This is a genomic window from Bacteroides sp. HF-162 (assembly GCF_015679285.1).
Classification (GTDB): Bacteria; Bacteroidota; Bacteroidia; order Bacteroidales; family Bacteroidaceae; genus Bacteroides; species Bacteroides uniformis.
This window is the reverse complement of the sequence record NZ_CP064937.1, coordinates 1,436,451-1,459,315: the sequence shown is the minus strand read 5'-3', so window position 1 is coordinate 1,459,315 and position 22,865 is coordinate 1,436,451. Positions and strand designations below refer to the sequence as shown.

The following is a 22,865-nucleotide window of genomic DNA, read 5'->3' as shown; positions in this document are numbered from 1 at the left end:
ATAATTGACAATGGAAAATTGAAATTGAAAAACTGAAAACCGATAATTGAGAATGGTAACTTGCATTATCCATTCTCAATTATCAATTATCCATTATTCTAAGTTGATGCTCAAGCCCAAACCTCTCAACTCGTGCAGCAATACGTTCAGTGACTCGGGGATACCCGGAGCAGGCATCGGCTCACCCTTCACGATTGCTTCATAAGCCTTGGAACGTCCTACAACGTCATCAGACTTGATAGTCAGGATTTCCTGCAGAATGTGTGCGGCACCGAATGCTTCGAGAGCCCAAACTTCCATTTCTCCAAAACGCTGACCACCGAACTGTGCCTTACCACCCAACGGCTGTTGCGTAATGAGTGAGTACGGACCGATGGAACGTGCGTGCATCTTGTCTTCAACCATGTGACCGAGCTTCAGCATGTAGGTCACACCTACCGTAGCCTGCTGCTCGAATGCTTCACCGGTACCACCATCATACAGCGTTGTCTTGCCGTAACGGGGCAAGCCGGCCTTATCGGTCCATTCGTTCAAATCGTCCAAAGATGCACCGTCAAAGATAGGAGTGGCAAACTTCACGCCCAAGTTCTTTCCGGCACGACCGAGAACGGCCTCGAATATCTGACCGATGTTCATACGTGAAGGCACACCCAACGGATTCAGCACGATGTCTACCGGAGTACCGTCAGCAAGGAACGGCATGTCTTCCTGGCGTACCACGCGGGAAACAATGCCCTTGTTACCATGACGACCAGCCATCTTGTCACCGACACCAATCTTACGTTTCTTGGCAATGTATACCTTGGCCATCTGAATGATACCTGCGGGCAACTCGTCACCGATAGTAATGGCAAACTTCTTGCGCTTCAACTCGGCATCGAGTTCCTTATACTTCTTGATGAAGTTCATCACCAACGCACGAATCAGTCCGTTGGTATGTTCATCCTTCGTCCAGTTGCTCAACTGAACAGCAGTGAAGTCCAAATCACTGAAGTCGGAAGCAGAGAATCTGGCGCCTTTGGAAATTATGTCGGCACCCATGTAATCCTTCACACCTTCCGATGTATAGTTTTCTGTAAGCTTCAACAGTTTGTTTATCAATACTTTCTTGAGATCACCTATCTTGGCATCGAATTCGTCGTCAATCTTCGGCAGCAGAGCCTTGTCGGCCAGCTTGGAGCTGCGAGTCTTAATAACACGAGAGAACAGACGCTTACCGATAACAACACCTTTCAAAGAAGGAGAAGCTTTCAAAGAAGCGTCCTTCACATCACCGGCCTTATCACCGAAGATGGCACGGAGCAGTTTCTCTTCCGGAGAAGGATCTGATTCACCCTTCGGAGTAATCTTACCGATAAGGATATCCCCCGGCTCGATGCGGGCACCCACACGAACAATACCGTTTTCGTCAAGGTCTTTAGTCGCTTCCTCACTTACATTGGGAATGTCAGAAGTCAACTCTTCCATACCACGCTTCGTTTCACGAACTTCCAAAGAATATTCTTCCACGTGTACAGAAGTCAAAAGGTCCTCACGAACCACGCGTTCGTTCAGTACAATAGCATCCTCATAGTTATAGCCCTTCCACGGCATGTAAGCAACCAGCAGGTTCTTACCCAATGCAAGCTCTCCGTCTTCGGTTGAATAACCTTCTGTCAAAATTTGACCTGCAGTAACGCGCTGGCCCTTCTCGCAAATCGGACGGAGGTCAATCGTCATGTTCTGGTTGGTACGGCGCCATTTCGGGATATTATATTCTTTCAATGCAGGCTCGAAGCTTACGAATTCCTCCTCTTCCGTACGGTCGTACAGAATACGGATAGTCGTTGCATCCACGAATTCAACCACACCGTCACCCTCGGCAGTAATCTGCGTACGGGAATCGCGTGCCAGCTGACGTTCGATACCAGTACCTACAATCGGAGCTTCGCTCTTCAACAAAGGAACAGCTTGACGCATCATGTTTGATCCCATCAATGCACGGTTGGCGTCATCATGCTCCAGGAACGGAATCAAAGAAGCTGCAATAGAAGCAATCTGCTGGGGAGATACGTCCATCAATTCCACCTCGGAAGGAGGAACCACCGGATAGTCGGCATCCTGACGGGATTTTACTTTATCACGTACAAAAGTACCGTCATCGTTCAAAGGAGCATTACCCTGCGCAATAATCTTGGCTTCCTCTTCTTCTGCGGTGAGGTAAACCAAACCTTCGTCAGAAAGGTCAACCTTACCATCTGCCACCTTACGGTACGGAGTTTCAATGAAGCCGAGCTCGTTGATTTTCGCAAATACGCAGAGTGAAGAAATCAAACCGATGTTCGGACCTTCAGGAGTCTCGATAGGACAAAGACGCCCGTAGTGAGTATAGTGTACGTCACGAACCTCGAAGCCTGCACGTTCGCGTGACAAACCGCCAGGACCCAGGGCAGACATACGGCGCTTGTGAGTAATCTCGGCCAGCGGGTTGGTCTGATCCATGAACTGTGACAAAGCATTCGTTCCAAAGAATGAATTGATAACGGAAGAGATTGTCTTGGCGTTAATCAGGTCAATAGGAGTAAAGACTTCATTGTCACGGACGTTCATACGTTCGCGGATAGTACGCGACATACGTGCCAGACCGATGGCAAACTGATTGGACAACTGTTCGCCCACTGTACGCACACGACGGTTGCTCAAGTGGTCGATATCATCCACATCCGCTTTCGAGTTAATCAACTCGATGAGATATTTGATAATTTCGATAATATCTTCCTTGGTAAGGACACGCACGTCCATATCGGTCGTCAAGTTCAACTTTCTGTTGATACGATAACGGCCTACATCACCCAGGTCATATCTCTTTTCTGAGAAGAACAAGTTATTGATAACTTCGCGTGCACTGGCATCATCGGCTGGGTCTGCATTACGCAGCTGGCGGTAGATGTAGAGTACAGCTTCTTTTTCCGAGTTACTCGGGTCCTTCTGCAGAGTATTATATATAATAGAATAGTCAGACTGGTTCGGTTCTTCCTTGTGTACGAGGATATTCTGAACACCCGACTCTAATATAATATCAACATGTTCCGGCTCGATTACAGTTTCACGATCGATAACGACTTCGTTACGCTCGATGGAAACAACTTCACCGGTATCTTCGTCTACAAAATCCTCAATCCATGTTTTCAACACACGTGCGGCCAACTTACGTCCCACCATCTTCTTGAGATTCGTCTTGTTTACCTTCACGTCTTCCGCCAAATTAAAGATCTCGAGAATGTCCTTGTCATTCTCAAAACCGATGGCTCTCAGCAAAGTAGTAACCGGCAATTTCTTCTTACGGTCAATGTAAGCATACATGACGTTGTTGATGTCGGTGGCAAACTCAATCCACGAACCCTTGAACGGGATGATACGGGCTGAGTACAACTTGGTACCGTTGGCATGTACGCTCTGTCCGAAAAATACGCCCGGTGAACGGTGAAGTTGGGATACAACCACACGTTCCGCACCGTTGATGACGAATGTCGCCTTATCCGTCATGTAAGGAATGGGACCTAGGAACACGTCCTGAATGACCGTGTCAAAATCTTCGTGGTCGGGGTCGGTACAATATAATTTCAATTTTGCCTTCAAAGGCACGCTATATGTAAGCCCTCGCTCTATACATTCATCAATGGTATAGCGCGGCGGATCAATATAGTAGTCCAAAAACTCAAGAACAAAATTATTTCTTGTATCGGCAATGGGGAAGTTTTCAGCAAATACTTTATACAGTCCCTCGTTCTTACGCTTCTCGGGTGGGGTGTCCAGTTGTAGAAAGTCTTTGAATGACTTCAATTGTACTTCCAGAAAATCCGGATATTCAAGCGGATTCTTAGTCGAAGCAAAATTAACTCTTTGATTTACAGTATTTGAAGACATCTGTTAATGGATTTGTAGAACTTAATTTTAAATATATACACAAAAAGGTTAAGAACCCTTTTCACGAAGGGTTCCTAACCGAATTACCTGATTTACAGGCTAATGTTATTTAAGTTCAACTTCAGCTCCAGCTTCTTCCAATGTTTTCTTCAATGATTCTGCTTCGTCTTTAGCCAAACCTTCTTTTACTACGCTAGGAGCACCGTCTACCATGTCCTTAGCTTCCTTCAAGCCAAGACCGCAAGCTTCCTTAACGGCTTTAACTACCTGAAGTTTAGCTGAGCCAGCGCTCTTCAATACTACGTCGAAAGAAGTCTTTTCTTCTGCGGCAGCAGCACCACCAGCTGCAGGACCAGCAGCAACAGCTACAGCTGCAGCAGCAGGTTCAATACCATATTCTTCTTTCAGGATTGTTGCAAGTTCATTAACTTCTTTTACTGTCAAGTTAACTAATTGTTCTGCAAAAGCTTTCAAATCTGCCATTTTTGTATGATTTTTAATTGTTTAAATACTAAATAAATTGATATAATTCTTTTTCCGAAATTTACGCTTCGGGACGTTCACCAAGAGTCTTGAGAACTCCGTGGAGGGTGTTACCACCTGATTGCAGAGCAGAAATAACATTCTTGGCCGGTGACTGCAGCAATGCAACGATATCGGCAATAACTTCATTCTTACTCTTGATACTTACGAGAGCATCCAACTGGTCAGCACCAACATAGAAGCTTTCTTCTGCATATGCAGCCTTCAGTCCGGGAATACCATTCTTAGCCTTATCTTTGATCAACTTGGCCGGTGCGTTAGCAACGTTGCTGAACATTACGGCAGTTGTACCTTTCAGAGAACCATAAAGCGGAGAAAAGTCTTCTTCCAGGCTTTCCAATGCCTTGTGAAGCAATGTATTCTTAACTACCATCAATTTGATGTCAGCTTTGAAACATTCTCTTCTCAACATGCTGGTTGTAGCAGCATTCATGGCAGTGGTATCCACCAAATAGAAGTGACCGTATTCCTTCACTGTAGCAGCAATCTGCTCAATAATCGTACTTTTATCTTCCTTTCTCATTATTACTCCGTTTTATTAGATTTCTTCTACTGTTTTCGGGTCAATCTTGATGCCCGCACTCATCGTGCTAGAAAGATAAATACTCTTAATATATGTACCCTTGGCTGCAGTCGGTTTCAATTTATTCAAAGTAGAGATGAATTCTTTCGCATTGTCGCGAATTTGCTCAGCGCTAAATGAAACTTTACCGATAGAAGTATGAACAATACCGCTCTTGTCAACCTTGAAGTCGATTTTACCTTGTTTTACTTCTCTTACAGCTTTAGCAACATCCATAGTTACAGTGCCACTCTTGGGGTTAGGCATCAATCCACGAGGACCGAGCACACGACCGAGTGCACCAATCTTACCCATGATGGACGGCATAGTGATAATCACATCAATATCAGTCCATCCACCTTTGATCTTTTCAATATATTCGTCAAGACCAACATAGTCAGCTCCGGCTTCTTTTGCAGCAGCTTCAGCATCTGGTGTACAAAGCACCAAAACGCGTACAACCTTACCAGTACCGTGAGGAAGTGATACAACACCTCTCACCATCTGGTTGGCCTTACGCGGGTCAACGCCCAAACGTACGTCGATATCCAGAGAAGCGTCAAACTTGGTATAAGTGATTTCTTTTACCAACTGAGCAGCTTCCTTGAGAGAGTATGCTTTCCCTGCTTCAATTTTTTCTGCAGCCAACTTTTGATTTTTTGTCAGTTTACCCATTCTAATTGAAGTTTATTAATTATTAACCGGGAACTCCCCTTTTACAGCGATACCCATACTTCTAGCTGTACCGGCAACCATTTTCATGGCAGCTTCTACAGTGAAACAGTTCAAGTCAACCATTTTGTCCTGAGCAATCGTACGAACTTGTTCCCAAGTAATCTCGGCAACCTTCTTACGGTTAGGCTCAGCAGAACCACTCTTTTGCTTCGTCACTTCCAACAACTGGATAGCCACGGGAGGAGTCTTGATTACAAAATCGAAAGACTTGTCTGCGTAGTAAGTGATAATCACAGGAAGAATCTTTCCTGCTTTGTCTTGGGTTCTGGCGTTGAATTGCTTGCAAAACTCCATGATATTGATACCCTTGGAACCCAAAGCAGGTCCTACTGGGGGAGATGGATTTGCCGCGCCTCCTTTAATCTGTAATTTGATTAGTCCAGCAACTTCTTTAGCCATTTTCTAATTGATTTATATATAAACATTAATGAAGAATACTACAGCGTAACACCTGCACTATTCTTTTTCAACTTGCATAAAGCCCAATTCGAGCGGAGTCTTCCGTCCGAATATCTTGACCATGACCTTCAGTTTCTTCTTCTCGGTGTTCACTTCTTCAATGATTCCACTGAATCCACTGAACGGACCGTAATTCACCTTTACAGTCTCGCCGACTACATACGGGATACTCAAGTCTTCACCTGATTCCTGCAATTCGTCAACCGTACCAAGTATACGATTCACTTCCGACTGTCTCAGAGGTACGGGTTTTTCCGAACCACCCAAGAACCCTATCACATTAGGAGTATTTCTCAGATGATGAGCAACCTCACCCACCAGAGCAGCCTCCACCAAAACGTAACCAGGGAGATAACTTCTCTCTTTCACAATTTTCTTACCATTGCGAACCTGATATACCTTTTCGGTAGGAATCAATACCTGAGATACGTAATCACCAAGGTCGCTGTTTTTAATATCAGCTTCAAGGTATTCCTTTACCTTAGCTTCTTTTCCGCTAATAGCACGCAAAACGTACCATTTCTTTTCAATCTCAGACATTTCTTCTTACTTTTAATGTGGATAAACAAATTCCATCAGATGCTGGAAACAGAAGTCCATCGCAAATACTACCACTGCAATTAGTAGGGAAGCATATAAAACAACTACTGCACTGTTAGTAAGTTCAGAATACGTAGGCCACGACACTTTATGAACAAGTTCGTCGTAAGTTTCTTTAAAATAAGCTACAATCTTCTTCATTTCAAAAATATTAGCACGGGAGGAGAGGCTCGAACTCCCGACACCCGGTTTTGGAGACCGGTGCTCTACCAACTGAGCTACTCCCGTTTGTACATAATCAGTTCCCGATGTATACCGGGAACTGATTAAGATTATATTGGTTATTAGTCAAGAATTTCAGTAATCTGACCAGAACCTACCGTACGACCACCTTCACGGATAGCGAAACGCAAACCTACGTTCAATGCTACCGGGTAGATCAGTTCTACAGTGATTTCTACGTTATCACCAGGCATTACCATTTCAGTTCCTTCCGGAAGAGTGATTTCACCTGTACAGTCCATAGTACGCAGATAGAACTGAGGACGGTATTTATTGTGGAACGGAGTGTGACGACCACCTTCTTCTTTCTTCAAAACGTAGATAGAAGCTTTGAACTTAGAGTGAGGTTTAATCTGACCGGGCTTACAAAGAACCATACCACGTTTGATTTCGTTCTTGTCGATACCGCGGAGCAACAGACCTACGTTGTCACCAGCTTCACCCTGATCCAGCAACTTGCGGAACATTTCAACACCAGTTACAACTGACTTCTTGTCTTCACCCAAACCAAGGATTTCAACTTCGTCACCTACATGGATAACACCAGCTTCGATACGACCAGTAGCTACAGTACCACGACCAGTGATTGAGAATACGTCTTCAACCGGCATCAAGAACGGTTTATCAACATCACGCGGAGGCAGAGGAATCCAAGTATCACAAGCTTCCATCAGCTCCATAACCTTCTCTTCCCACTTTTCAACGCCATTCAACGCACCAAGAGCAGAGCCCTGGATAAACGGAGTGTTGTCGCCATCGAATTCGTAAGCTGAAAGCAGTTCACGCATTTCCATTTCAACGAGCTCCAACATTTCAGCGTCGTCTACCATATCACACTTGTTCATGAATACAACCAATCTCGGTACGTTTACCTGACGAGCCAACAAGATATGCTCACGAGTCTGAGGCATCGGACCATCAGTAGCAGCAACTACGATGATAGCACCGTCCATCTGAGCAGCACCAGTTACCATGTTCTTTACGTAGTCAGCGTGACCCGGGCAGTCTACGTGAGCGTAGTGACGGTTAGCTGTTTCATACTCTACGTGAGAAGTATTGATAGTGATACCTCTTTCTTTTTCTTCAGGAGCGTTATCGATAGAATCGAAAGAACGCAGTTCAGAAAGACCTTTCTTTGCCAACACTGTAGTGATAGCAGCTGTCAACGTGGTTTTACCGTGGTCAACGTGACCAATTGTACCAATGTTTACGTGCGGTTTGGTACGTTCGAATTTCTCTTTAGCCATAGCTTTACTTGTTATTTATTTGATTAATAATCAGCTTTTACATTTTTGTGAGCTGTTACCGGGACTTGAACCCGGGACCTCTTCCTTACCAAGGAAGTGCTCTACCGCTGAGCTATAACAGCAAGGAGAATAAGAGTTGTGGGCAAAGATGGATTCGAACCACCGAAGGCGTAAGCCAGCAGATTTACAGTCTGCCCCATTTGGCCACTCTGGTATTTGCCCCTACATTATAAAAAGAACTCTTTTCCTTACTAAATCATCGCAGAGTAAACTTTACCCGAACGATTTCCGTTTTCATATCACCTCCACCTCGTGAAGAAAGACTTATTCCACTCATCCTTGAGCGAGCCTCTTGTCGGATTCGAACCAACGACCCCGAGATTACAAATCACGTGCTCTGGCCAACTGAGCTAAAGAGGCAAGCTAAAAAATGCAACCGTAACGTTCATAGCGTGAGCGAAACGGCTGCAAATTTAGACATTTATTTTTTACCCGCAAAATTTTAGCGGAAAATTATTTGCTCCGTTGCTTTTCCTTGTACTTAACCAGCTGTTTTCCCAAAGCTTCCAGACATAAATCTACCGCTTCTTCAAACGTATCACAAACCTTGTTTGCATAAAACTCACCATTGGGAACCAACACTTTCACTCCGGCTTCTTTATTTTCGGCTGTTTCTGGTTTTACTACCTTTAATGACACCTCTACTTTCTTTATATCGTCGTAAAATTTCTCCAACTTAGCAACTTTCTTTTGAACGAAAGACTGCAATTGCTCTGACGCATCAAAGTGAATCGATTGAATTCTTACTTCCATACTTACCTCCTTTTTACTTTAGGCTCGGGGATGAGCCTGATTATACACTTTTTTAAGCTCTTCAAAAGTAGTATGCGTATAAATTTCCGTTGTCGCCAGACTCTCGTGCCCGAGGAGTTCTTTTATCGAACCTAAATCAGCACCATTGTTCAGCATAGCCGTTGCAAAGGTGTGCCTCAGCACGTGGGGACTTCTTTTTTTTACAGTCACTACCTTCGAAAGGTTTCGTTTCACAAGGCATGCTACGATACCGCGGTAAAGCCTCTTTCCATTCTTCCGGATAAAAAAAGCATCCGAGCGAACCGGAACAGCCTCATTCCGCACATTGACATATTCCCTCATCGAGCGCCCCAGCTCCTCATCAAAAGGTATAAGACGTTGCTTATTCCGCTTTCCTGTCACTTTAACGAGAGAAGCCGAAAAATCAATATCTTTGTCATCCAACCCTATCAATTCTGAAAGTCGCATGCCGGTAGCATAGAACATTTCAACAATCATATGGTCGCGACACCCTTCAAAACCTTCACCAAAATCCATATCATCCAACAACCTATCCATCTCACCTTCTCTCAGAAATACTGGAAGCGGTTTTTTCTTTTTGGGCCCCGTAACTTTTCGTAACGGATCTACCGCAACCTCACCTCTCCTCAAAAGGAATTTATAATATGTCCGGATAGAGCTCAGCTTTCGGTTTATCGTATTAGAAGCAAGTCCTTTGTCCATCAAGGAAGCAATCCATTCACGAACAAGTTCTGCATCTACATCCGATGGAGTCAAGTCCCCCCACATTTCTTCTCCAAACCTCTGCAGTTCAAGAATATCTGTCCGATAGTACTCAATCGTACCTTTGGAATAGTTCCGCTCGTACAGAAGATAGTCAAGAAAAGAATCTGTCAACAACATATCGCTACATATCTAAAATCATGCAACGAATGTATGAAAAAGAATTCAATAATTCAAAGGAATTTACGAATTATTAATCTTCTACTTGCTGAAGTTGTTGAACGTAAACAGCACGTTCTTTCTTAAGTCTTTTAGTCACAGACGGTTTATCGAACTGTTGTCTGCGTCTCAATTCCTTAACTGTGCCAGTTTTTTCAAACTTTCTTTTGAATTTCTTCAGCGCTTTTTCAATGTTTTCGCCTTCTTTTACAGGTACTACAATCATTTTCTTTTAATTAAATGTTAATGGTTTAAAAATCTCACGATCAAATTGAGCGGCAAAATTACACATACTTTCTTTATTCACAAAACTTTCTGCAAAAAAATTACCCATAATTCCTAATTATCAAACGAATGAGCAGAGGGAAAGATGTTTTTATTGAGCCAATCCGCTAAAATCCGTGAAGCATGGCAATTTTTTAAAAGAGAATGTGTAACTTTGAAAGCAGAGAATGGAGAGATTATAAACTCATTTACACGCCTACTTAATTACATTTATAAAAATATGGCTCAGACAATCAATCAACGTATAGATGCTTTACGGGCATTGTTAAAAAGAGAAGGCATAGACACTTTCATTATCCCCAGTACCGACCCGCACCTAAGCGAGTACGTAGCACCGTACTGGAAATCAAGAGAATGGATATCAGGTTTTACCGGTTCGGCAGGCACGGTAGTGATTACCACCGACAAGGCGGGGCTGTGGACAGATTCCCGCTATTTTCTCCAAGCCGAGCAGCAGCTGGAAGGCAGCGGCATCGACTTATACAAGGAAATGTTGCCCGAAACGCCCAGCATCCTCGATTTCCTGCGGGAGAACCTTACAGCGAATTCAGTTGTAGGTATAGACGGAAAGGTATTTTCCACCACACAAGCCATAGCCCTGCAAGAGGATTTGGCAAAAAACGACATCACCATAAAGAGCATTGCCGACCCGATGAATGAGATATGGACAGACCGCCCTCCCATGCCCGAAGCACCCGCCTTTATCCACGAGATGAAATACGCCGGGAAAAGCTGCCCGGACAAACTGGCTGATATCCGCCGGGAAATGAAGAAAAGCGAAGCAGACGTATTATTGGTGTCGGCATTGGACGAGATAGCATGGGCACTCAACATACGCGGCAACGATGTGCATTGCAACCCCGTAGTAGTGAGCTATCTGATAATCAACGAACAAGAAACACACTTTTTCATCCAGCCCGAGAAAGTAACGGAAGAGCTTTCAGCCTATCTGGAAGAAGCCGGCGTCACCATCCACGCTTATGAGGACACCGAATCCTTTGTGACAAAAATACCGGACGGCAGCATCATGCTCGACATGGGAAGGACGAATTATGCCGTTTATTCTGCCCTCCCCCCTTCCTGCCGGGTACTTGACGAGCGCTCACCGATAGCCTTGCTGAAAGCAGTCCGCAATGACCGGGAAATAGCCGGCATCCACGCAGCCATGCAACGCGACGGAGTGGCACTGGTGAAATTCCTGAAATGGCTGGAGGAGGCCGTTCCCGCAGGCAACGAGACAGAAATCAGCGTAGACAAGAAACTACACGAATTCCGTGCCGCACAGCCACTCTACATGGGGGAAAGCTTCGACACCATTGCCGGGTACAAGGAGCATGGAGCCATTGTACACTACGAAGCCACTCCGGAAACGGACGTGCCACTGAAACCCGAGGGATTCCTGCTCCTGGACTCGGGTGCGCAATACCTGGACGGCACTACCGACATCACCCGCACCATCGCACTGGGGGAACTGACCGAAGAAGAGAAGACGGACTACACCCTGATACTGAAAGGACATATCAACCTTGCCATGGCTGTCTTCCCGGAAGGTACGCGAGGAGCGCAACTGGATGTACTGGCCCGCATGCCGATATGGCAGCACCACATGAACTTCCTGCATGGTACCGGACACGGCGTAGGTCATTTCCTCAATGTGCACGAAGGTCCGCAAAGCATCCGTATGAACGAGAATCCGGTAACCCTCCGGCCGGGAATGGTCACTTCCAACGAACCGGGCGTCTATAAAGCAGGAAGTCATGGAATACGCACAGAAAACCTGATGCTGACCGTGAAGGACCGTGAAGGCATGTTCGGAAATTACCTGAAATTCGAAACCATTACCCTCTGCCCCATCTGCAAGAAAGGTATCATCAAAGAGATGCTGACGGCAGAGGAAACGGCATGGCTGGACAACTATCACCAGCATGTATACGAGAAACTTTCGCCAAGCCTGAACGAAGAAGAACGGGAATGGCTGAAGGAAGCATGCAGTAACCTAACTACTAATCACTAAAAAATGGCATTAATAAAATCAGTAAGAGGATTCACTCCCGAAATCGGGGAGAATTGTTTTTTGGCGGACAATGCGGTTATCATTGGTGACGTCAAGATGGGACGGGATTGCAGCATCTGGTTCAGCACCGTGCTGCGAGGTGACGTAAATTCAATCCGCATAGGAAACGGAGTAAATATCCAGGATGGAAGCGTACTCCATACCTTGTACGAGAAATCGACCATAGAGATAGGAGACCACGTATCCGTGGGGCACAACGTGACCATCCACGGAGCTGCCATCAAGGACTATGCTTTGGTAGGGATGGGTTCCACCATCCTTGACCACGCAGTAGTGGGCGAAGGGGCCATTGTCGCCGCCGGTTCCCTGGTATTGAGTAATACGGTCATCGAGCCGGGAAGCATTTGGGGAGGAGTCCCCGCCAAGTTCATCAAGAAAGTGGACCCGAAGCAGGCCAAGGAGCTGAACCAGAAGATTGCACACAACTATCTGATGTATTCCGACTGGTACAAATAAAGGGAGGCAAGGCCCCCCTAAAAAACAGGGCGATAAAGGGATGCCATTCCATCACCTTTATCGCTCTATCGTTATCACTCTTTACTCTTCTAAAAGTTTATCATACTCATTATCTTATCCGTCGCACCGGCATTGCTGGTCACATAATTGCTTGCATTCATGCCTGATTCGCGCAAAAAGACTTCATCTGTCAGCATACGGTCGAGCAAAGTTTTCAGCTCCTCATAATCCTTCACCGAGAAAGCGCCTTTTGTCTCCAGCAACTGGATGGCCTCCTGAAATTTCTGATACTTCGGTCCGAAAATCACCGGAATGCCATAAACTGCAGCCTCAAGGGTATTGTGGATTCCCACTCCGAAACCACCTCCGATATAGGCAATCTCGCCATAGCGGTAAATGGAAGAGAGCAGCCCGAAGCAATCAATAATCAGGCAATCGGCCTTACGGACATTCTTCTCGTTGGCACGGGTATAGCGCACATAAGGGCGTTTCAGTTTACGGATAATCTCTACCAGATGGTTCTCGTCGATGACATGCGGAGCGATAATCAACTTCACCTCCGGATGCTGGTTGAAGTATTCAATAAATAAATCCTCGTCCGGCTGCCAAGAGCTTCCTGCCACAAAAGTCATCGTATTGTTCTTGAAAAGCTCCACCAAAGGCAGACGCTTAGCTTCCTCACAAATCTGCAGCACACGGTCAAAACGGGTATCCCCCACCACCGTGACACGGCTGATGCCTATCTTCGCCAGATAGCGTTTGGAGCGTTCATTCTGCACAAACAAATGGTCGAAGTCGCGCAGCACATGTCTGTACGTACCGCCATACCACTTGAAAAATACTTGCCCGCGACGGAAAATGGAGGAAATGCTGTACACCGGAATACGACGCTTATGCAGTTCGTCCAGATAGTTCTTCCAGAACTCGTACTTGATGAAGAATGCCATGCAGGGATTCACGATATCCAGGAACTTCTTCACATTTCGAGGCTTGTCGAAAGGCAGGTAGCAGACAACGTCTGCCCCCCTATAATTCTTGCGGACCTCATAGCCCGACGGCGAGAAGAAAGTCAGCAGAATACCGTAATCCGGATATTTGGCACGAATTTTCTCAATCAACGGCCGTCCCTGCTCGAACTCCCCCAAAGAAGCGGCATGGAACCATATATAGCGCACGTCCTTCTCCAACTGCTGCCGGAGAAGTTCATAAACCACCCAGTGTCCCTTCATCATCTTTCGGGGCTTACGGCTAAATGGAGCAGCCAGATGCACCAGAATATCGTAGATGGCTATTGCCAAGTCATATAGCATACTATATGGATTAAGGATGAAGAAGATTTATTCACTTTAAAGCATCAACAGCACGCTGTATACGGACCAACGTCTCTTCCTTGCCAATCAGCTCGGTAATGTCGAACATGTGCGGACCTTTACACTCGCCCACCACTGACAAGCGGAAGGCATTCATCACATTTCCCATGTGATAGCCACGCTCGGTAATCCAGCCAATCACAATATCTTCGGAAGGCTTGGAGGAGAAATCCCCGATACCGCGCAGCACATCCATCAATTCAGCCATGATGCGGGGAGTATCTTCCGACCAACGTTTCTTCACATCCTTTGCCGCATATTCCGTGGGAGCTACGAAGAAGAAACGGGTCTGGTCCCACAGTTCCTTTACGAAGTTGACGCGTCCCTTCACCAGTGAAATCACTTTCGTAAGGAACTCGTCGCTATAGTTGGAGGCGTCTATGCCGTTAGACTCCAGCACCGGCCTGAAAAGACAAGCTATCTCCGCATCCGGTTTCATCATGATGTACTCATGGTTGAACCAGATACCTTTCTTATAGTCGAATTTGGCACCCGACTTGCTACAATGGCTCAAATCAAACAATTTCACCAATTCATCCATAGACATCAGTTCCTGGTCATTGCCCGGATTCCAGCCCAGCAGAGCCAGGAAATTAATGACCGCTTCGGGCAGATAACCAGATTCGCGGTAACCTGAAGAGACATCTCCCGACTTGGGGTCATGCCACTCCAACGGGAAAACCGGGAAGCCCAGACGGTCGCCGTCACGCTTACTCAATTTGCCGTTACCCTCGGGCTTCAGCAACAAGGGCAAATGCGCAAAGGCAGGCATGGTATCCTCCCACCCAAAGGCACGGTAGAGCAATACATGCAACGGTGCGGAAGGCAACCATTCCTCACCACGTATCACATGGGACACTTCCATCAAATGGTCGTCCACAATATTGGCCAGATGGTAAGTAGGTAGTTCATCTGCCGATTTATAAAGAACCTTGTCATCAAGAATGGAAGAGTTTATCACCACTTCCCCACGAATCAAGTCGTTCACATGCACATCTTCGTTCGGCTCTATCTTGAAACGCACCACGTACTGCTTACCGGCAGCAATCAGCGCGTCTACCTCTTCTTTAGGAAGGGTCAGTGAATTGCGCATCTGCATGCGGGTAGAAGCATCGTACTGGAAATTCGCAATCTCCGCACGCTTTACTTCCAGCTCCTCAGGAGTATCGAAAGCGATGTAGGCTTTTCCGGCCTCCAGCAGAATCTGAACATACTTCTTGTATATTTCCCGACGTTCCGACTGACGGTACGGGCCATGGTCTCCACCGAAACTCACGCCCTCGTCAAACGGGATGCCCAACCACTTGAAAGACTCCAGGATATATTCTTCCGCACCCGGTACAAACCGGTTGGAATCAGTATCTTCAATACGAAATATCAAATCTCCTCCATGCTGACGCGCAAAGAGATAATTGTATAAAGCTGTACGCACACCGCCGATGTGCAACGCCCCCGTAGGACTCGGGGCAAAACGGACTCTGACCTTTCTTTCTGTCATAATCTACCTTACTTATGAATATTTTAGACGGCAAAATTAAACCTTTTTTTCCACACTAATGTTTTTTTTTGTACTTTTCGCAAAAATTTCAGCCGATATGAGTTATTTCAATACCCAAAAAGAGTTCTCACTCAGAGATTTGCTATACAGAGCACTGATATTCATCGGCACTGTGGGGATTATTGTCTATTTTCTGCCACGTGACGGTAAATTCAACTACCAGTTCGACATTGACAAGCCCTGGAAGTACGGACAGCTCATGGCCACCTTCGACTTCCCCATCTATAAGGCCGACGAAGTGGTGAAACGCGAGCAGGACAGTATCCTCGCCGCCTTCCAGCCGTATTTCCAGCTGGACAAAAGCATTGAGAAAAGTGTGCTCGCCAAGTTGAAGGCAGACTATCAGACCCACCTGCGCGGCCTGCTTCCCTCCACCGACTACGTCCGCTTTCTGGAAAGGAAACTCTCTGAAGTATATCGCGCCGGCATCGTTTCCACCGAAGAGTTGAACCAACTGCATAAGGACAGCACAACCGCCATCATGGTCATTAACGACAAACTGGCCAACCAGCAGGACATCAACAAGGTATATTCGGTGAAGGATGCCTATAACTATATACTCACGGCCGATACCGCCCACTACCGCCCGGACATTCTACGGCAATGCTCGCTGAACGAATATCTGTTTCCTAATCTAACCTATGACGAGCAGCGGACAGAGACCGCCAAGAAGGAGATGCTCGACAACTATTCATGGGCCAACGGCATCGTACTGAGCGGACAGAAAATCATCGACCGCGGCGAGATTGTCAGCCAGGAGACATACAACATCCTTGAAAGTCTACGGAAAGAATCCATCAAACGCAGTGAGTCCATCGGGCAAAAACGGTTAATGCTGGCGGGGCAGGTACTGTTTGCCAGTATCTTCATGCTGTGTTTCATGCTCTACCTCGACTTGTTCCGTAAAGATTACTACAAGCGCAAGGGCAGCCTCTCCCTGCTCTTCGCCCTCATCATGTTCTATTGCGTGGTGACAGCCATCATGGTTGCCAACAACATATTCAATGTCTATATCATCCCGTATGCCATGCTGCCGGTCATCATCCGGGTGTTCCTCGACTCACGCACGGCCTTCATCGCACAAGTCACCACCATACTGATATGCTCCATCTGCCTGCGCTATCCGCATGAATTCATTCTTCTGCAACTCTCGGCGGGACTGGTTGCCATCTTCAGTCTGAGGGAGCTTTCACAACGGTCGCAACTGTTCCGAACAGCCTTCCTCGTCATATTGACCTACGCTGCCGTCTACTTTGCTTTTGAGCTGATTACAGAAAACGACTTGACAAAAATCAACGGAAGCATGTACACCTATTTCGTCATCAACGGAGTGTTGCTGCTGTTCACCTATCCCCTGCTCTTCCTGGTGGAAAAGACGTTCGGCTTTACCTCCAATGTCACCCTGGTCGAATTGTCCAACATCAATAACAGCCTGCTGCGCCGCATGTCCGAGACAGTTCCCGGCACCTTCCAGCATTCCATGCAGGTTGCCAACCTTGCGGCAGAAGCGGCCAACCGCATCGGAGCCAAAAGCCAGCTGGTACGTACCGGAGCGCTGTATCATGACATCGGCAAGATGGAGAATCCGGTGTTCTTCACCGAGAATCAGTCGGGCGGAGTCAATCCGCACAAGAATCTGGGCTATGAGCAAAGTGCCCAAGTCGTCATCAGCCATGTGACGGACGGGCTGAAGCTGGCCGAGAAGAACAATCTCCCCAAAGTAATCAAGGATTTCATCACCACTCACCATGGTCGTGGAAAAACGAAGTATTTCTATATCTCCTGGAAAAACGAACACCCCGGTGAAGCCCCCAACGAGGAGGCATTCACTTACCCCGGTCCCAACCCGTTCACCAAAGAGCAGGCTATCCTGATGATGGCCGATTCGGTGGAAGCCGCTTCACGCAGTCTGCCCGAATATACGGAAGAGAGCATCAGCAACCTGGTAGACAAGATTATCGATTCGCAAGTGGCAGAAGGCTATTTCAAGGAATGCCCCATCACCTTCAAGGATATCGCCACCGTGAAGAACGTATTCAAGGAGAAGCTGAAGACTATATACCATACCCGCATCAGTTATCCCGAACTTAAAAAATAAGAACTATGGAAGTGACCAGTAAAGAACAGAAAAGAGCCGAACAACTGCTGCAAAGCCAGCACATCGGACTGCACCAAATCAAGAGTTTCAGTTTCATGAAGCGTTACCACCAGGTTCCCCGCAAAAGCAACCTGGCTGCAAAAGACAAATACGGTCCGGGCATACTGACTTTACATCTAAAGGAAGGGAAAGAAAAAGCAATCTATCTGCCTCCTTTCCGTCACCCTTCCTCGGTCATCCGCTACCTGGTCTCCCAAGAAATCCCCTTCGACAACTACGCACCGAGGGAACGGACAGCCGCAAAGATTCCCACAGAAACATACCAGCGCCCGTCACTCTATATGTTCTGGTTCTTTGTCTTATTCCTAGTGTCCCTTATCTTGGGATATTATTCCGTCAGTGGCAACGTATGGTGGGGCTTCATCCCGGCTATCATTTCGTTTGCATTAAGTCTTTTTTTCATCAGCATGCTGATGACCCGCTTCTGTTACCTGACGCTGGACAATGACGGCCTCATCATACACAGCGTAGGCAGGAACATCCGCTATCCGTACCAAAACCTAAGAAAAGTAAACTTCGACTTTGCCCGCGAACAGAATTTCACGCACGTCATGGAATTGTTGGACAACGATTACCGCTATCGTCTGTTTTATATCGGAAGGGTTTCGAGGAAAAAGCTGAATGAGATTACCGAACGCCTGCAACAAGCCGGAGTGGATGCCACTTGCAGCCTAAACGACAACAAACGGTTCTTCCAGGATACGTATATCAGCCACTAAACAGACGTTAGCCAACAAATAAGCTGCCGGATACGGCATCATTCCCGTTTCGCAGATTTCAGAATGATGCCTTTGCACTTGCTCTCAATTTATTTATAATTGCAGGATAAACCTTTTTATAAATAATTTGAAAATGAGCAGAAATGAAATTACCTTACAAGAGATGTTCTCCTCAGTCATTGGGGAACTCCGGGAAAGCGGCAGGTGGGGAACAGCACACATCTACCAGTCAACGGTGAATGCATTCTCGGTATTCGCCAAATGGCAACCGGTGCCCATGCGCAAGCTGAGCCCGACCGTACTGAAGAGATTCGAAAACTTCCTCAGGCAGAGGAATTGTAGTTGGAATACGGTGTCCACCTATATTAAAGCAATACGCTCGGTTTACAACCGGACAGTGGACAGAAAGCTGGTGCGATATGTACCCAGACTGTTTGAACATGTGTATACCGGTACACGAACAGATAGGAAGAAAGCGCTCGAAGCTTCCGACATAGGCTCTTTGGTGCGAGAGACAGAGATGAACCTGCAGGCCGGTAATTCTCCCAACACCCGACAGAAAACAAAAATTTTCTTTGTATTGATGTTTATGCTAAGAGGGATTCCTTTTGTAGACCTAGCGTATCTGCACAAAAGGGACTTACAAGGAAACACCTTGTCTTATAGGCGCAGGAAGACGGGACGGGCACTAACCGTGTCACTCACACCCGAAGCCATGCAGATGGTGAGAATAATAGCAAACAAGGACAAGGACTCTCCTTATTTATTCCCCATATTACAAAGTGAGGAAGGCACAGAAGCGGCATACCGGGAATACCAGTCGGCACTCAGGGCATTCAACCAACGTTTGGCAGTGCTCAGGCAGTGTCTGGGAATGCAGTCGGCACTCAGTAGTTATGCCACGAGACATACTTGGGCCACCATGGCTTACCACTGCGAGATACATCCCGGAATCATATCAGAAGCCATGGGGCACTCCTCCATCACAGTGACGGAAACCTATCTGAAGCCTTTCAGCAACAGAAAGATTGACGAAGCCAATCAGAAGGTAATTTCTTTTGTAAAAAACGAAGGATATCCAGTATAAAAGAGATTACTTCTTTTGAGGAAGTAGAGCAAACTTGTTGTTTCTTTTTTATAATCTTCAAACAAAGTTTTGAGGAACGGATTGATATCGACTTTACAAAAAAATTCCCAACGTAAGCAATAAACTGAAAGATAGAAGCTTTGATTGAAAATTAGGCACTTTTTCACTTCATAATTTCTATTGTAGCTTTTCTATGATGTTGGGGATTAAGACTATATATTATCTTTCCAATATCCTAACGGACTGATTTTTACTATTCTGAACAAAATCAGCCTATTCCCTCCTTATTCCCTGATTATTAACGAAATTAACAAGATTTCATTACCTGCGAAGTAACGGAAAAAATCATGTAATCAACAGCTATGTGAAAGGGAATGAAAATGAGAGATTATTCACTTTTTTATTTTTTAAATTTATAAATTTAAAGTTTTCAATTATGAACAAGAAGTTTCTAAGTGTGATCCTGTTCAGTGCCTTAATGGTTGGTACTGCAGGAACTTTCACGTCTTGTAAGGACTATGATGATGACATTGATCAGATCAACAATGAGTTGACTGGTATCAAGGCTTCAATCAGCGACTTACAGGCAAAAGTGGGCGATGGTAAGTTTGTTACCAACGTTGTGAAAAATGGTGATGGTATTACAATCACTTGGAGTGATAATACTACTAGCACCATTGGAACCATTAAAGGCGATAAAGGGGATAAGGGTGATGCTGCTACAATCACCATCGATCCAGTTACTAAAAATTTCATCATCAACAACGAAGATACCGGTATTTGCTCTGAAGGTAAGAATGGAGTAAACGGCATCAATGCTAAAGCTCCTTCTATCAGTAAGGAAACCGGTAATTGGGTGACTTACGAATGGGATGCTGAAAAGAATGACTATGTCGGCACTGATACTGGCATTTCTGCCATGGGAGCAAGTACTTATGTCGTAGATAAGACCAGCTATTGGGAACTGCACGTTGCAACAAGTGAAAATGGTGAAGGCGAACCTGCTGTCATCAAATTACCCAAAGCCGCATCTATTACAAGCTTGAAAGCGGTTTCTATTAATGACGGTAAGATTGAAGCTGCTAATGTTACAATGAGCTATGGTAAGGCATTGGGTGCTGATGTGAAATTTAATAATGTAACATATAAGAAAGACGCTATTTTGCTTTCACAGACTAGTACATTAAGTGCTATTGTAAATCCTCAGGATGCCGATGCCACTAAATATGCTTATGTTTTGTCCGATTCAAAAGGTAATATGCCTTTCAAGGTGACTAATCCGGTAGCTAACATGACTGAAGATGCATTGACTCGTGCAGCTTCAGTGAACAAGGGTGTATTCGATATGACTGTAGAGTATCTTTCTACAGCAAATTGTGGTAAATCTGCAGGAACTTATGCTTTAACGACTGAAACTGCCGATGGTTTGGTCGCTTCCACATATGATGTAAAAGTGACAGAAAAGGCTGTTAGTGCAATTTCTGTAACTAGCCTGAAAGCTCTTTCTGTTGACATCAATAAGGAACTTGATTTAATCGGATGCTTCAAAAATACTGCTGTTGCTACTGTTGATGGTACTGCTGTTGCCGATTTGACTCCTTATATCGTTGATTACTATTTTGAAATTGCCGATAAGACTGCTGCAGCAAATCTTGGTGCAACTATATCTGGAAATACGATTAAGGCTGAAAAGGCTGGTAGTCTTAATATTAAAGTAAATTATCTGTTAGTAAATGGAACTGTTGCAGAAGCTGCAACTGCCAAGACTATTACAGTAACCTTTAAATATGTTGCTCCTTCAACAACTTTAGGTGATGTAGAATGGACAGTAAATAAAACTAATGCTGATTTCTTCTTGCCATTGGGTGATATTCAAGCAGCTTTGGCTGGTTCAACTGACACTGACCTGCCTTCTGTTGCAAAGGTTGGAAGCATTACTTGGGCAGACGGCAAGGCTCTTACTGAAAAGACAATCACAGTAAACGGTGTGAAATATGGTAAGGATGGAACTGCATTCGATGAAAGCTGGATTACAACAATTGATGCAAGCACTCTTTATGTTAAAAACAGTGCAGGTCAATATGTTTCAGCGGCTGGCTCTAAGATTCAGACCCCGTTGTACATCAAGTTCAGTTTCGATTACACTAAAGCATTCCCAGCAGAAGAAAGCTATCAAATTGTATTGGGCTTGAAGAAGAAGGGAGCCACAGTAAACGCCTTTGAAATTCCTGTTAAGGTTACTATCAAGTCTCCGGCTGAGTCAGCTGTAACTCCGTTCAGCAGACTGTCTGCTTACTTCGTTGGTGACAACGCTGTAGCTTACGGTTCAGCAGATGGTACAGATGTTACTTATAACTTGTTCAAGCTGTACAAAGACATGGGTGCTGAAAAGACCAATGTAGCGTTTACTGAAACGCTTCACGAAATTGATGGACACACTTGTACACCATGGATTACAACAACCGGTGTTGCGGGTGATATCAGCGTTAAGGTATACGACAATGCTCAGAATGCAGACAACAGAGACAATGTTTACTCAACTCGTGAAATCCAGGCTGCTTACACTGTATTCGGCAACGTTCACATCGCTAAGATTGTAGATAAATTCAACTTGACAGTTAAGTCTGAAATCAAGGAAGGTGCCTTGGAAGCTACTGCAGCTGCAAATGCTTCTGGCAATGGTGTTAGTCCTATCAAGGTTAGCTTGAAGAACATCACTGCTAAGGATGTTTACGGAGAGGCTTATAACTTGACTCAGATGTATAAGAAATCAGGTGCTAATTATGTAGCGGATACAACTGAGCCTATGGATAGTAGAATCCAAAGCGTGAGAGTTGTTTTGGCTGATGACAATGCCAAAGAATATCTGGCTATTGAAGACCATAGTGGAAGTCAGTTTGCTCCGACTGAGACTGATGCTTACTCTTACTTCTCAGTAGTGAAGAAGAGCGCAGAAACTGCATTGCAGAACGATGTTCCATGTAAGGTTTCTCTCGTTGTACTTGATAAGTGGGGTGCTACCACAACCACTACTGTAACAATTACTTTGAAGAAGTAAGATATATAGTACATAGATAGACTTGAGGGTATTCCGATAAAACGGAATGCCCTCTTTTTTTCTCCAGAAAT

Annotated in this window: 19 protein-coding genes and 4 tRNA genes; 6 read left to right on the top strand and 17 right to left on the bottom strand. The window is 45.4% G+C overall.

The annotated features are described in order from the left end of the window. Positions 1 to 93: 93 nt before the first annotated feature. The 15 genes from rpoB to rpsU all read right to left on the bottom strand — a co-directional run bounded on the left by rpoB (position 94) and on the right by rpsU (position 10,255). The gene (gene rpoB, locus ITJ87_RS05610; protein ID WP_117601001.1) at positions 94 to 3,906 is read right to left on the bottom strand and encodes a DNA-directed RNA polymerase subunit beta; all 3,813 of its coding nucleotides are present in this window, start codon (positions 3,904 to 3,906) and stop codon (positions 94 to 96) included. A 105-nt stretch (positions 3,907 to 4,011) separates the two neighbouring features. Beyond that, positions 4,012 to 4,389 carry a 50S ribosomal protein L7/L12 gene (gene rplL / locus ITJ87_RS05605; protein ID WP_004291279.1) on the bottom strand — a complete coding sequence of 126 codons (378 nt, stop codon included), beginning with the start codon at positions 4,387 to 4,389 and terminating at the stop codon, positions 4,012 to 4,014. Positions 4,390 to 4,450: 61 nt separating this feature from the next. After that, a complete protein-coding gene (gene rplJ / locus ITJ87_RS05600) occupies positions 4,451 to 4,972 on the bottom strand; it encodes a 50S ribosomal protein L10 (protein ID WP_005825719.1) in 522 nt (173 codons plus the stop codon). Between the two features lie 15 nt (positions 4,973 to 4,987). Then, the gene (gene rplA / locus ITJ87_RS05595) at positions 4,988 to 5,686 is read right to left on the bottom strand and encodes a 50S ribosomal protein L1 (RefSeq protein WP_005825721.1); all 699 of its coding nucleotides are present in this window, start codon (positions 5,684 to 5,686) and stop codon (positions 4,988 to 4,990) included. A gap of 15 nt (positions 5,687 to 5,701) precedes the next feature. Next, positions 5,702 to 6,145: a 50S ribosomal protein L11 gene (rplK, locus tag ITJ87_RS05590; protein WP_005825722.1), complete on the bottom strand. Its 444-nt coding sequence runs from the start codon at positions 6,143 to 6,145 to the stop codon at positions 5,702 to 5,704. A gap of 57 nt (positions 6,146 to 6,202) precedes the next feature. Next, the gene (gene nusG, locus ITJ87_RS05585; RefSeq protein ID WP_005825724.1) at positions 6,203 to 6,745 is read right to left on the bottom strand and encodes a transcription termination/antitermination protein NusG; all 543 of its coding nucleotides are present in this window, start codon (positions 6,743 to 6,745) and stop codon (positions 6,203 to 6,205) included. Positions 6,746 to 6,757: 12 nt separating this feature from the next. Further along, the gene (gene secE, locus ITJ87_RS18960) at positions 6,758 to 6,946 is read right to left on the bottom strand and encodes a preprotein translocase subunit SecE (RefSeq protein ID WP_005825726.1); all 189 of its coding nucleotides are present in this window, start codon (positions 6,944 to 6,946) and stop codon (positions 6,758 to 6,760) included. A 14-nt stretch (positions 6,947 to 6,960) separates the two neighbouring features. Further along, a tRNA-Trp gene (locus tag ITJ87_RS05575) sits at positions 6,961 to 7,033 on the bottom strand. A gap of 56 nt (positions 7,034 to 7,089) precedes the next feature. Next, entirely contained in the window at positions 7,090 to 8,274 is a 1,185-nt protein-coding gene (gene tuf, locus ITJ87_RS05570) for an elongation factor Tu (protein WP_117601000.1), read from the bottom strand. 50 nt (positions 8,275 to 8,324) lie between these two features. Continuing rightward, positions 8,325 to 8,396: transfer RNA gene (locus tag ITJ87_RS05565), tRNA-Thr, on the bottom strand. Between the two features lie 17 nt (positions 8,397 to 8,413). Continuing rightward, positions 8,414 to 8,496, bottom strand: a tRNA-Tyr gene (locus ITJ87_RS05560). Positions 8,497 to 8,620: 124 nt separating this feature from the next. Further along, positions 8,621 to 8,694 (bottom strand) — tRNA-Thr (locus ITJ87_RS05555). 93 nt (positions 8,695 to 8,787) lie between these two features. Beyond that, entirely contained in the window at positions 8,788 to 9,087 is a 300-nt protein-coding gene (gene hpf / locus ITJ87_RS05550) for a ribosome hibernation-promoting factor, HPF/YfiA family (RefSeq protein WP_117600999.1), read from the bottom strand. Positions 9,088 to 9,105: 18 nt separating this feature from the next. Next, positions 9,106 to 9,990, bottom strand: coding sequence for a tyrosine recombinase XerC (gene xerC, locus ITJ87_RS05545; RefSeq protein ID WP_117966499.1), 885 nt, complete (start codon positions 9,988 to 9,990; stop codon positions 9,106 to 9,108). 73 nt (positions 9,991 to 10,063) lie between these two features. Next, the gene (rpsU, locus tag ITJ87_RS05540) at positions 10,064 to 10,255 is read right to left on the bottom strand and encodes a 30S ribosomal protein S21 (protein WP_005825735.1); all 192 of its coding nucleotides are present in this window, start codon (positions 10,253 to 10,255) and stop codon (positions 10,064 to 10,066) included. A gap of 279 nt (positions 10,256 to 10,534) precedes the next feature. Between rpsU and ITJ87_RS05535 the strand changes: the two genes are divergently transcribed. Together ITJ87_RS05535 and ITJ87_RS05530 are read left to right on the top strand one after the other, a co-directional pair. Next, complete coding sequence (locus tag ITJ87_RS05535; RefSeq protein WP_117966496.1) at positions 10,535 to 12,328, top strand: aminopeptidase P family protein; 1,794 nt, start codon at positions 10,535 to 10,537, stop codon at positions 12,326 to 12,328. Positions 12,329 to 12,331: 3 nt separating this feature from the next. Then, on the top strand, positions 12,332 to 12,844 hold the full coding sequence (locus tag ITJ87_RS05530) for a gamma carbonic anhydrase family protein (protein WP_117600996.1): 513 nt from the start codon (positions 12,332 to 12,334) through the stop codon (positions 12,842 to 12,844). A gap of 89 nt (positions 12,845 to 12,933) precedes the next feature. Here ITJ87_RS05530 and ITJ87_RS05525 read toward each other — a convergent pair whose 3' ends face one another. Both ITJ87_RS05525 and gltX read right to left on the bottom strand, forming a co-directional pair. After that, complete coding sequence (locus ITJ87_RS05525) at positions 12,934 to 14,154, bottom strand: 3-deoxy-D-manno-octulosonic acid transferase (protein WP_117600995.1); 1,221 nt, start codon at positions 14,152 to 14,154, stop codon at positions 12,934 to 12,936. A gap of 31 nt (positions 14,155 to 14,185) precedes the next feature. Next, positions 14,186 to 15,712: a glutamate--tRNA ligase gene (gltX, locus tag ITJ87_RS05520; protein ID WP_117966494.1), complete on the bottom strand. Its 1,527-nt coding sequence runs from the start codon at positions 15,710 to 15,712 to the stop codon at positions 14,186 to 14,188. A gap of 97 nt (positions 15,713 to 15,809) precedes the next feature. On the opposite strand from gltX, the gene ITJ87_RS05515 reads away from it, so the two are divergent. From ITJ87_RS05515 to ITJ87_RS05500, 4 genes are all read left to right on the top strand, one after another. After that, entirely contained in the window at positions 15,810 to 17,870 is a 2,061-nt protein-coding gene (locus ITJ87_RS05515; protein WP_117600993.1) for an HD family phosphohydrolase, read from the top strand. A 5-nt stretch (positions 17,871 to 17,875) separates the two neighbouring features. Further along, positions 17,876 to 18,649 (top strand): hypothetical protein, encoded by a 774-nt coding sequence (locus tag ITJ87_RS05510; protein ID WP_117600992.1) that lies wholly within the window; start codon positions 17,876 to 17,878, stop codon positions 18,647 to 18,649. Positions 18,650 to 18,782: 133 nt separating this feature from the next. After that, entirely contained in the window at positions 18,783 to 19,736 is a 954-nt protein-coding gene (locus ITJ87_RS05505) for a site-specific integrase (protein WP_117974771.1), read from the top strand. 364 nt (positions 19,737 to 20,100) lie between these two features. Beyond that, positions 20,101 to 22,794, top strand: a complete 2,694-nt coding sequence (locus tag ITJ87_RS05500; RefSeq protein WP_230391792.1) for a hypothetical protein — start codon at positions 20,101 to 20,103, stop codon at positions 22,792 to 22,794. Positions 22,795 to 22,865: the final 71 nt, after the last annotated feature.

Excerpts from the sequence above, each read along its gene's own strand:
- rpoB (WP_117601001.1), bottom strand. The coding sequence starts at position 3,906 with ATGTCTTCAAATACTGTAAATCAAAGAGTTAATTTTGCTTCGACTAAG.
- rplL (WP_004291279.1), bottom strand. The coding sequence starts at position 4,389 with ATGGCAGATTTGAAAGCTTTTGCAGAACAATTAGTTAACTTGACAGTA.
- rplJ (WP_005825719.1), bottom strand. The coding sequence starts at position 4,972 with ATGAGAAAGGAAGATAAAAGTACGATTATTGAGCAGATTGCTGCTACA.
- rplA (WP_005825721.1), bottom strand. The coding sequence starts at position 5,686 with ATGGGTAAACTGACAAAAAATCAAAAGTTGGCTGCAGAAAAAATTGAA.
- rplK (WP_005825722.1), bottom strand. The coding sequence starts at position 6,145 with ATGGCTAAAGAAGTTGCTGGACTAATCAAATTACAGATTAAAGGAGGC.
- nusG (WP_005825724.1), bottom strand. The coding sequence starts at position 6,745 with ATGTCTGAGATTGAAAAGAAATGGTACGTTTTGCGTGCTATTAGCGGA.
- secE (WP_005825726.1), bottom strand. The coding sequence starts at position 6,946 with ATGAAGAAGATTGTAGCTTATTTTAAAGAAACTTACGACGAACTTGTT.
- tuf (WP_117601000.1), bottom strand. The coding sequence starts at position 8,274 with ATGGCTAAAGAGAAATTCGAACGTACCAAACCGCACGTAAACATTGGT.
- hpf (WP_117600999.1), bottom strand. The coding sequence starts at position 9,087 with ATGGAAGTAAGAATTCAATCGATTCACTTTGATGCGTCAGAGCAATTG.
- xerC (WP_117966499.1), bottom strand. The coding sequence starts at position 9,990 with ATGTTGTTGACAGATTCTTTTCTTGACTATCTTCTGTACGAGCGGAAC.
- rpsU (WP_005825735.1), bottom strand. The coding sequence starts at position 10,255 with ATGATTGTAGTACCTGTAAAAGAAGGCGAAAACATTGAAAAAGCGCTG.
- ITJ87_RS05535 (WP_117966496.1), top strand. The coding sequence starts at position 10,535 with ATGGCTCAGACAATCAATCAACGTATAGATGCTTTACGGGCATTGTTA.
- ITJ87_RS05530 (WP_117600996.1), top strand. The coding sequence starts at position 12,332 with ATGGCATTAATAAAATCAGTAAGAGGATTCACTCCCGAAATCGGGGAG.
- ITJ87_RS05525 (WP_117600995.1), bottom strand. The coding sequence starts at position 14,154 with ATGCTATATGACTTGGCAATAGCCATCTACGATATTCTGGTGCATCTG.
- gltX (WP_117966494.1), bottom strand. The coding sequence starts at position 15,712 with ATGACAGAAAGAAAGGTCAGAGTCCGTTTTGCCCCGAGTCCTACGGGG.
- ITJ87_RS05515 (WP_117600993.1), top strand. The coding sequence starts at position 15,810 with ATGAGTTATTTCAATACCCAAAAAGAGTTCTCACTCAGAGATTTGCTA.
- ITJ87_RS05510 (WP_117600992.1), top strand. The coding sequence starts at position 17,876 with ATGGAAGTGACCAGTAAAGAACAGAAAAGAGCCGAACAACTGCTGCAA.
- ITJ87_RS05505 (WP_117974771.1), top strand. The coding sequence starts at position 18,783 with ATGAGCAGAAATGAAATTACCTTACAAGAGATGTTCTCCTCAGTCATT.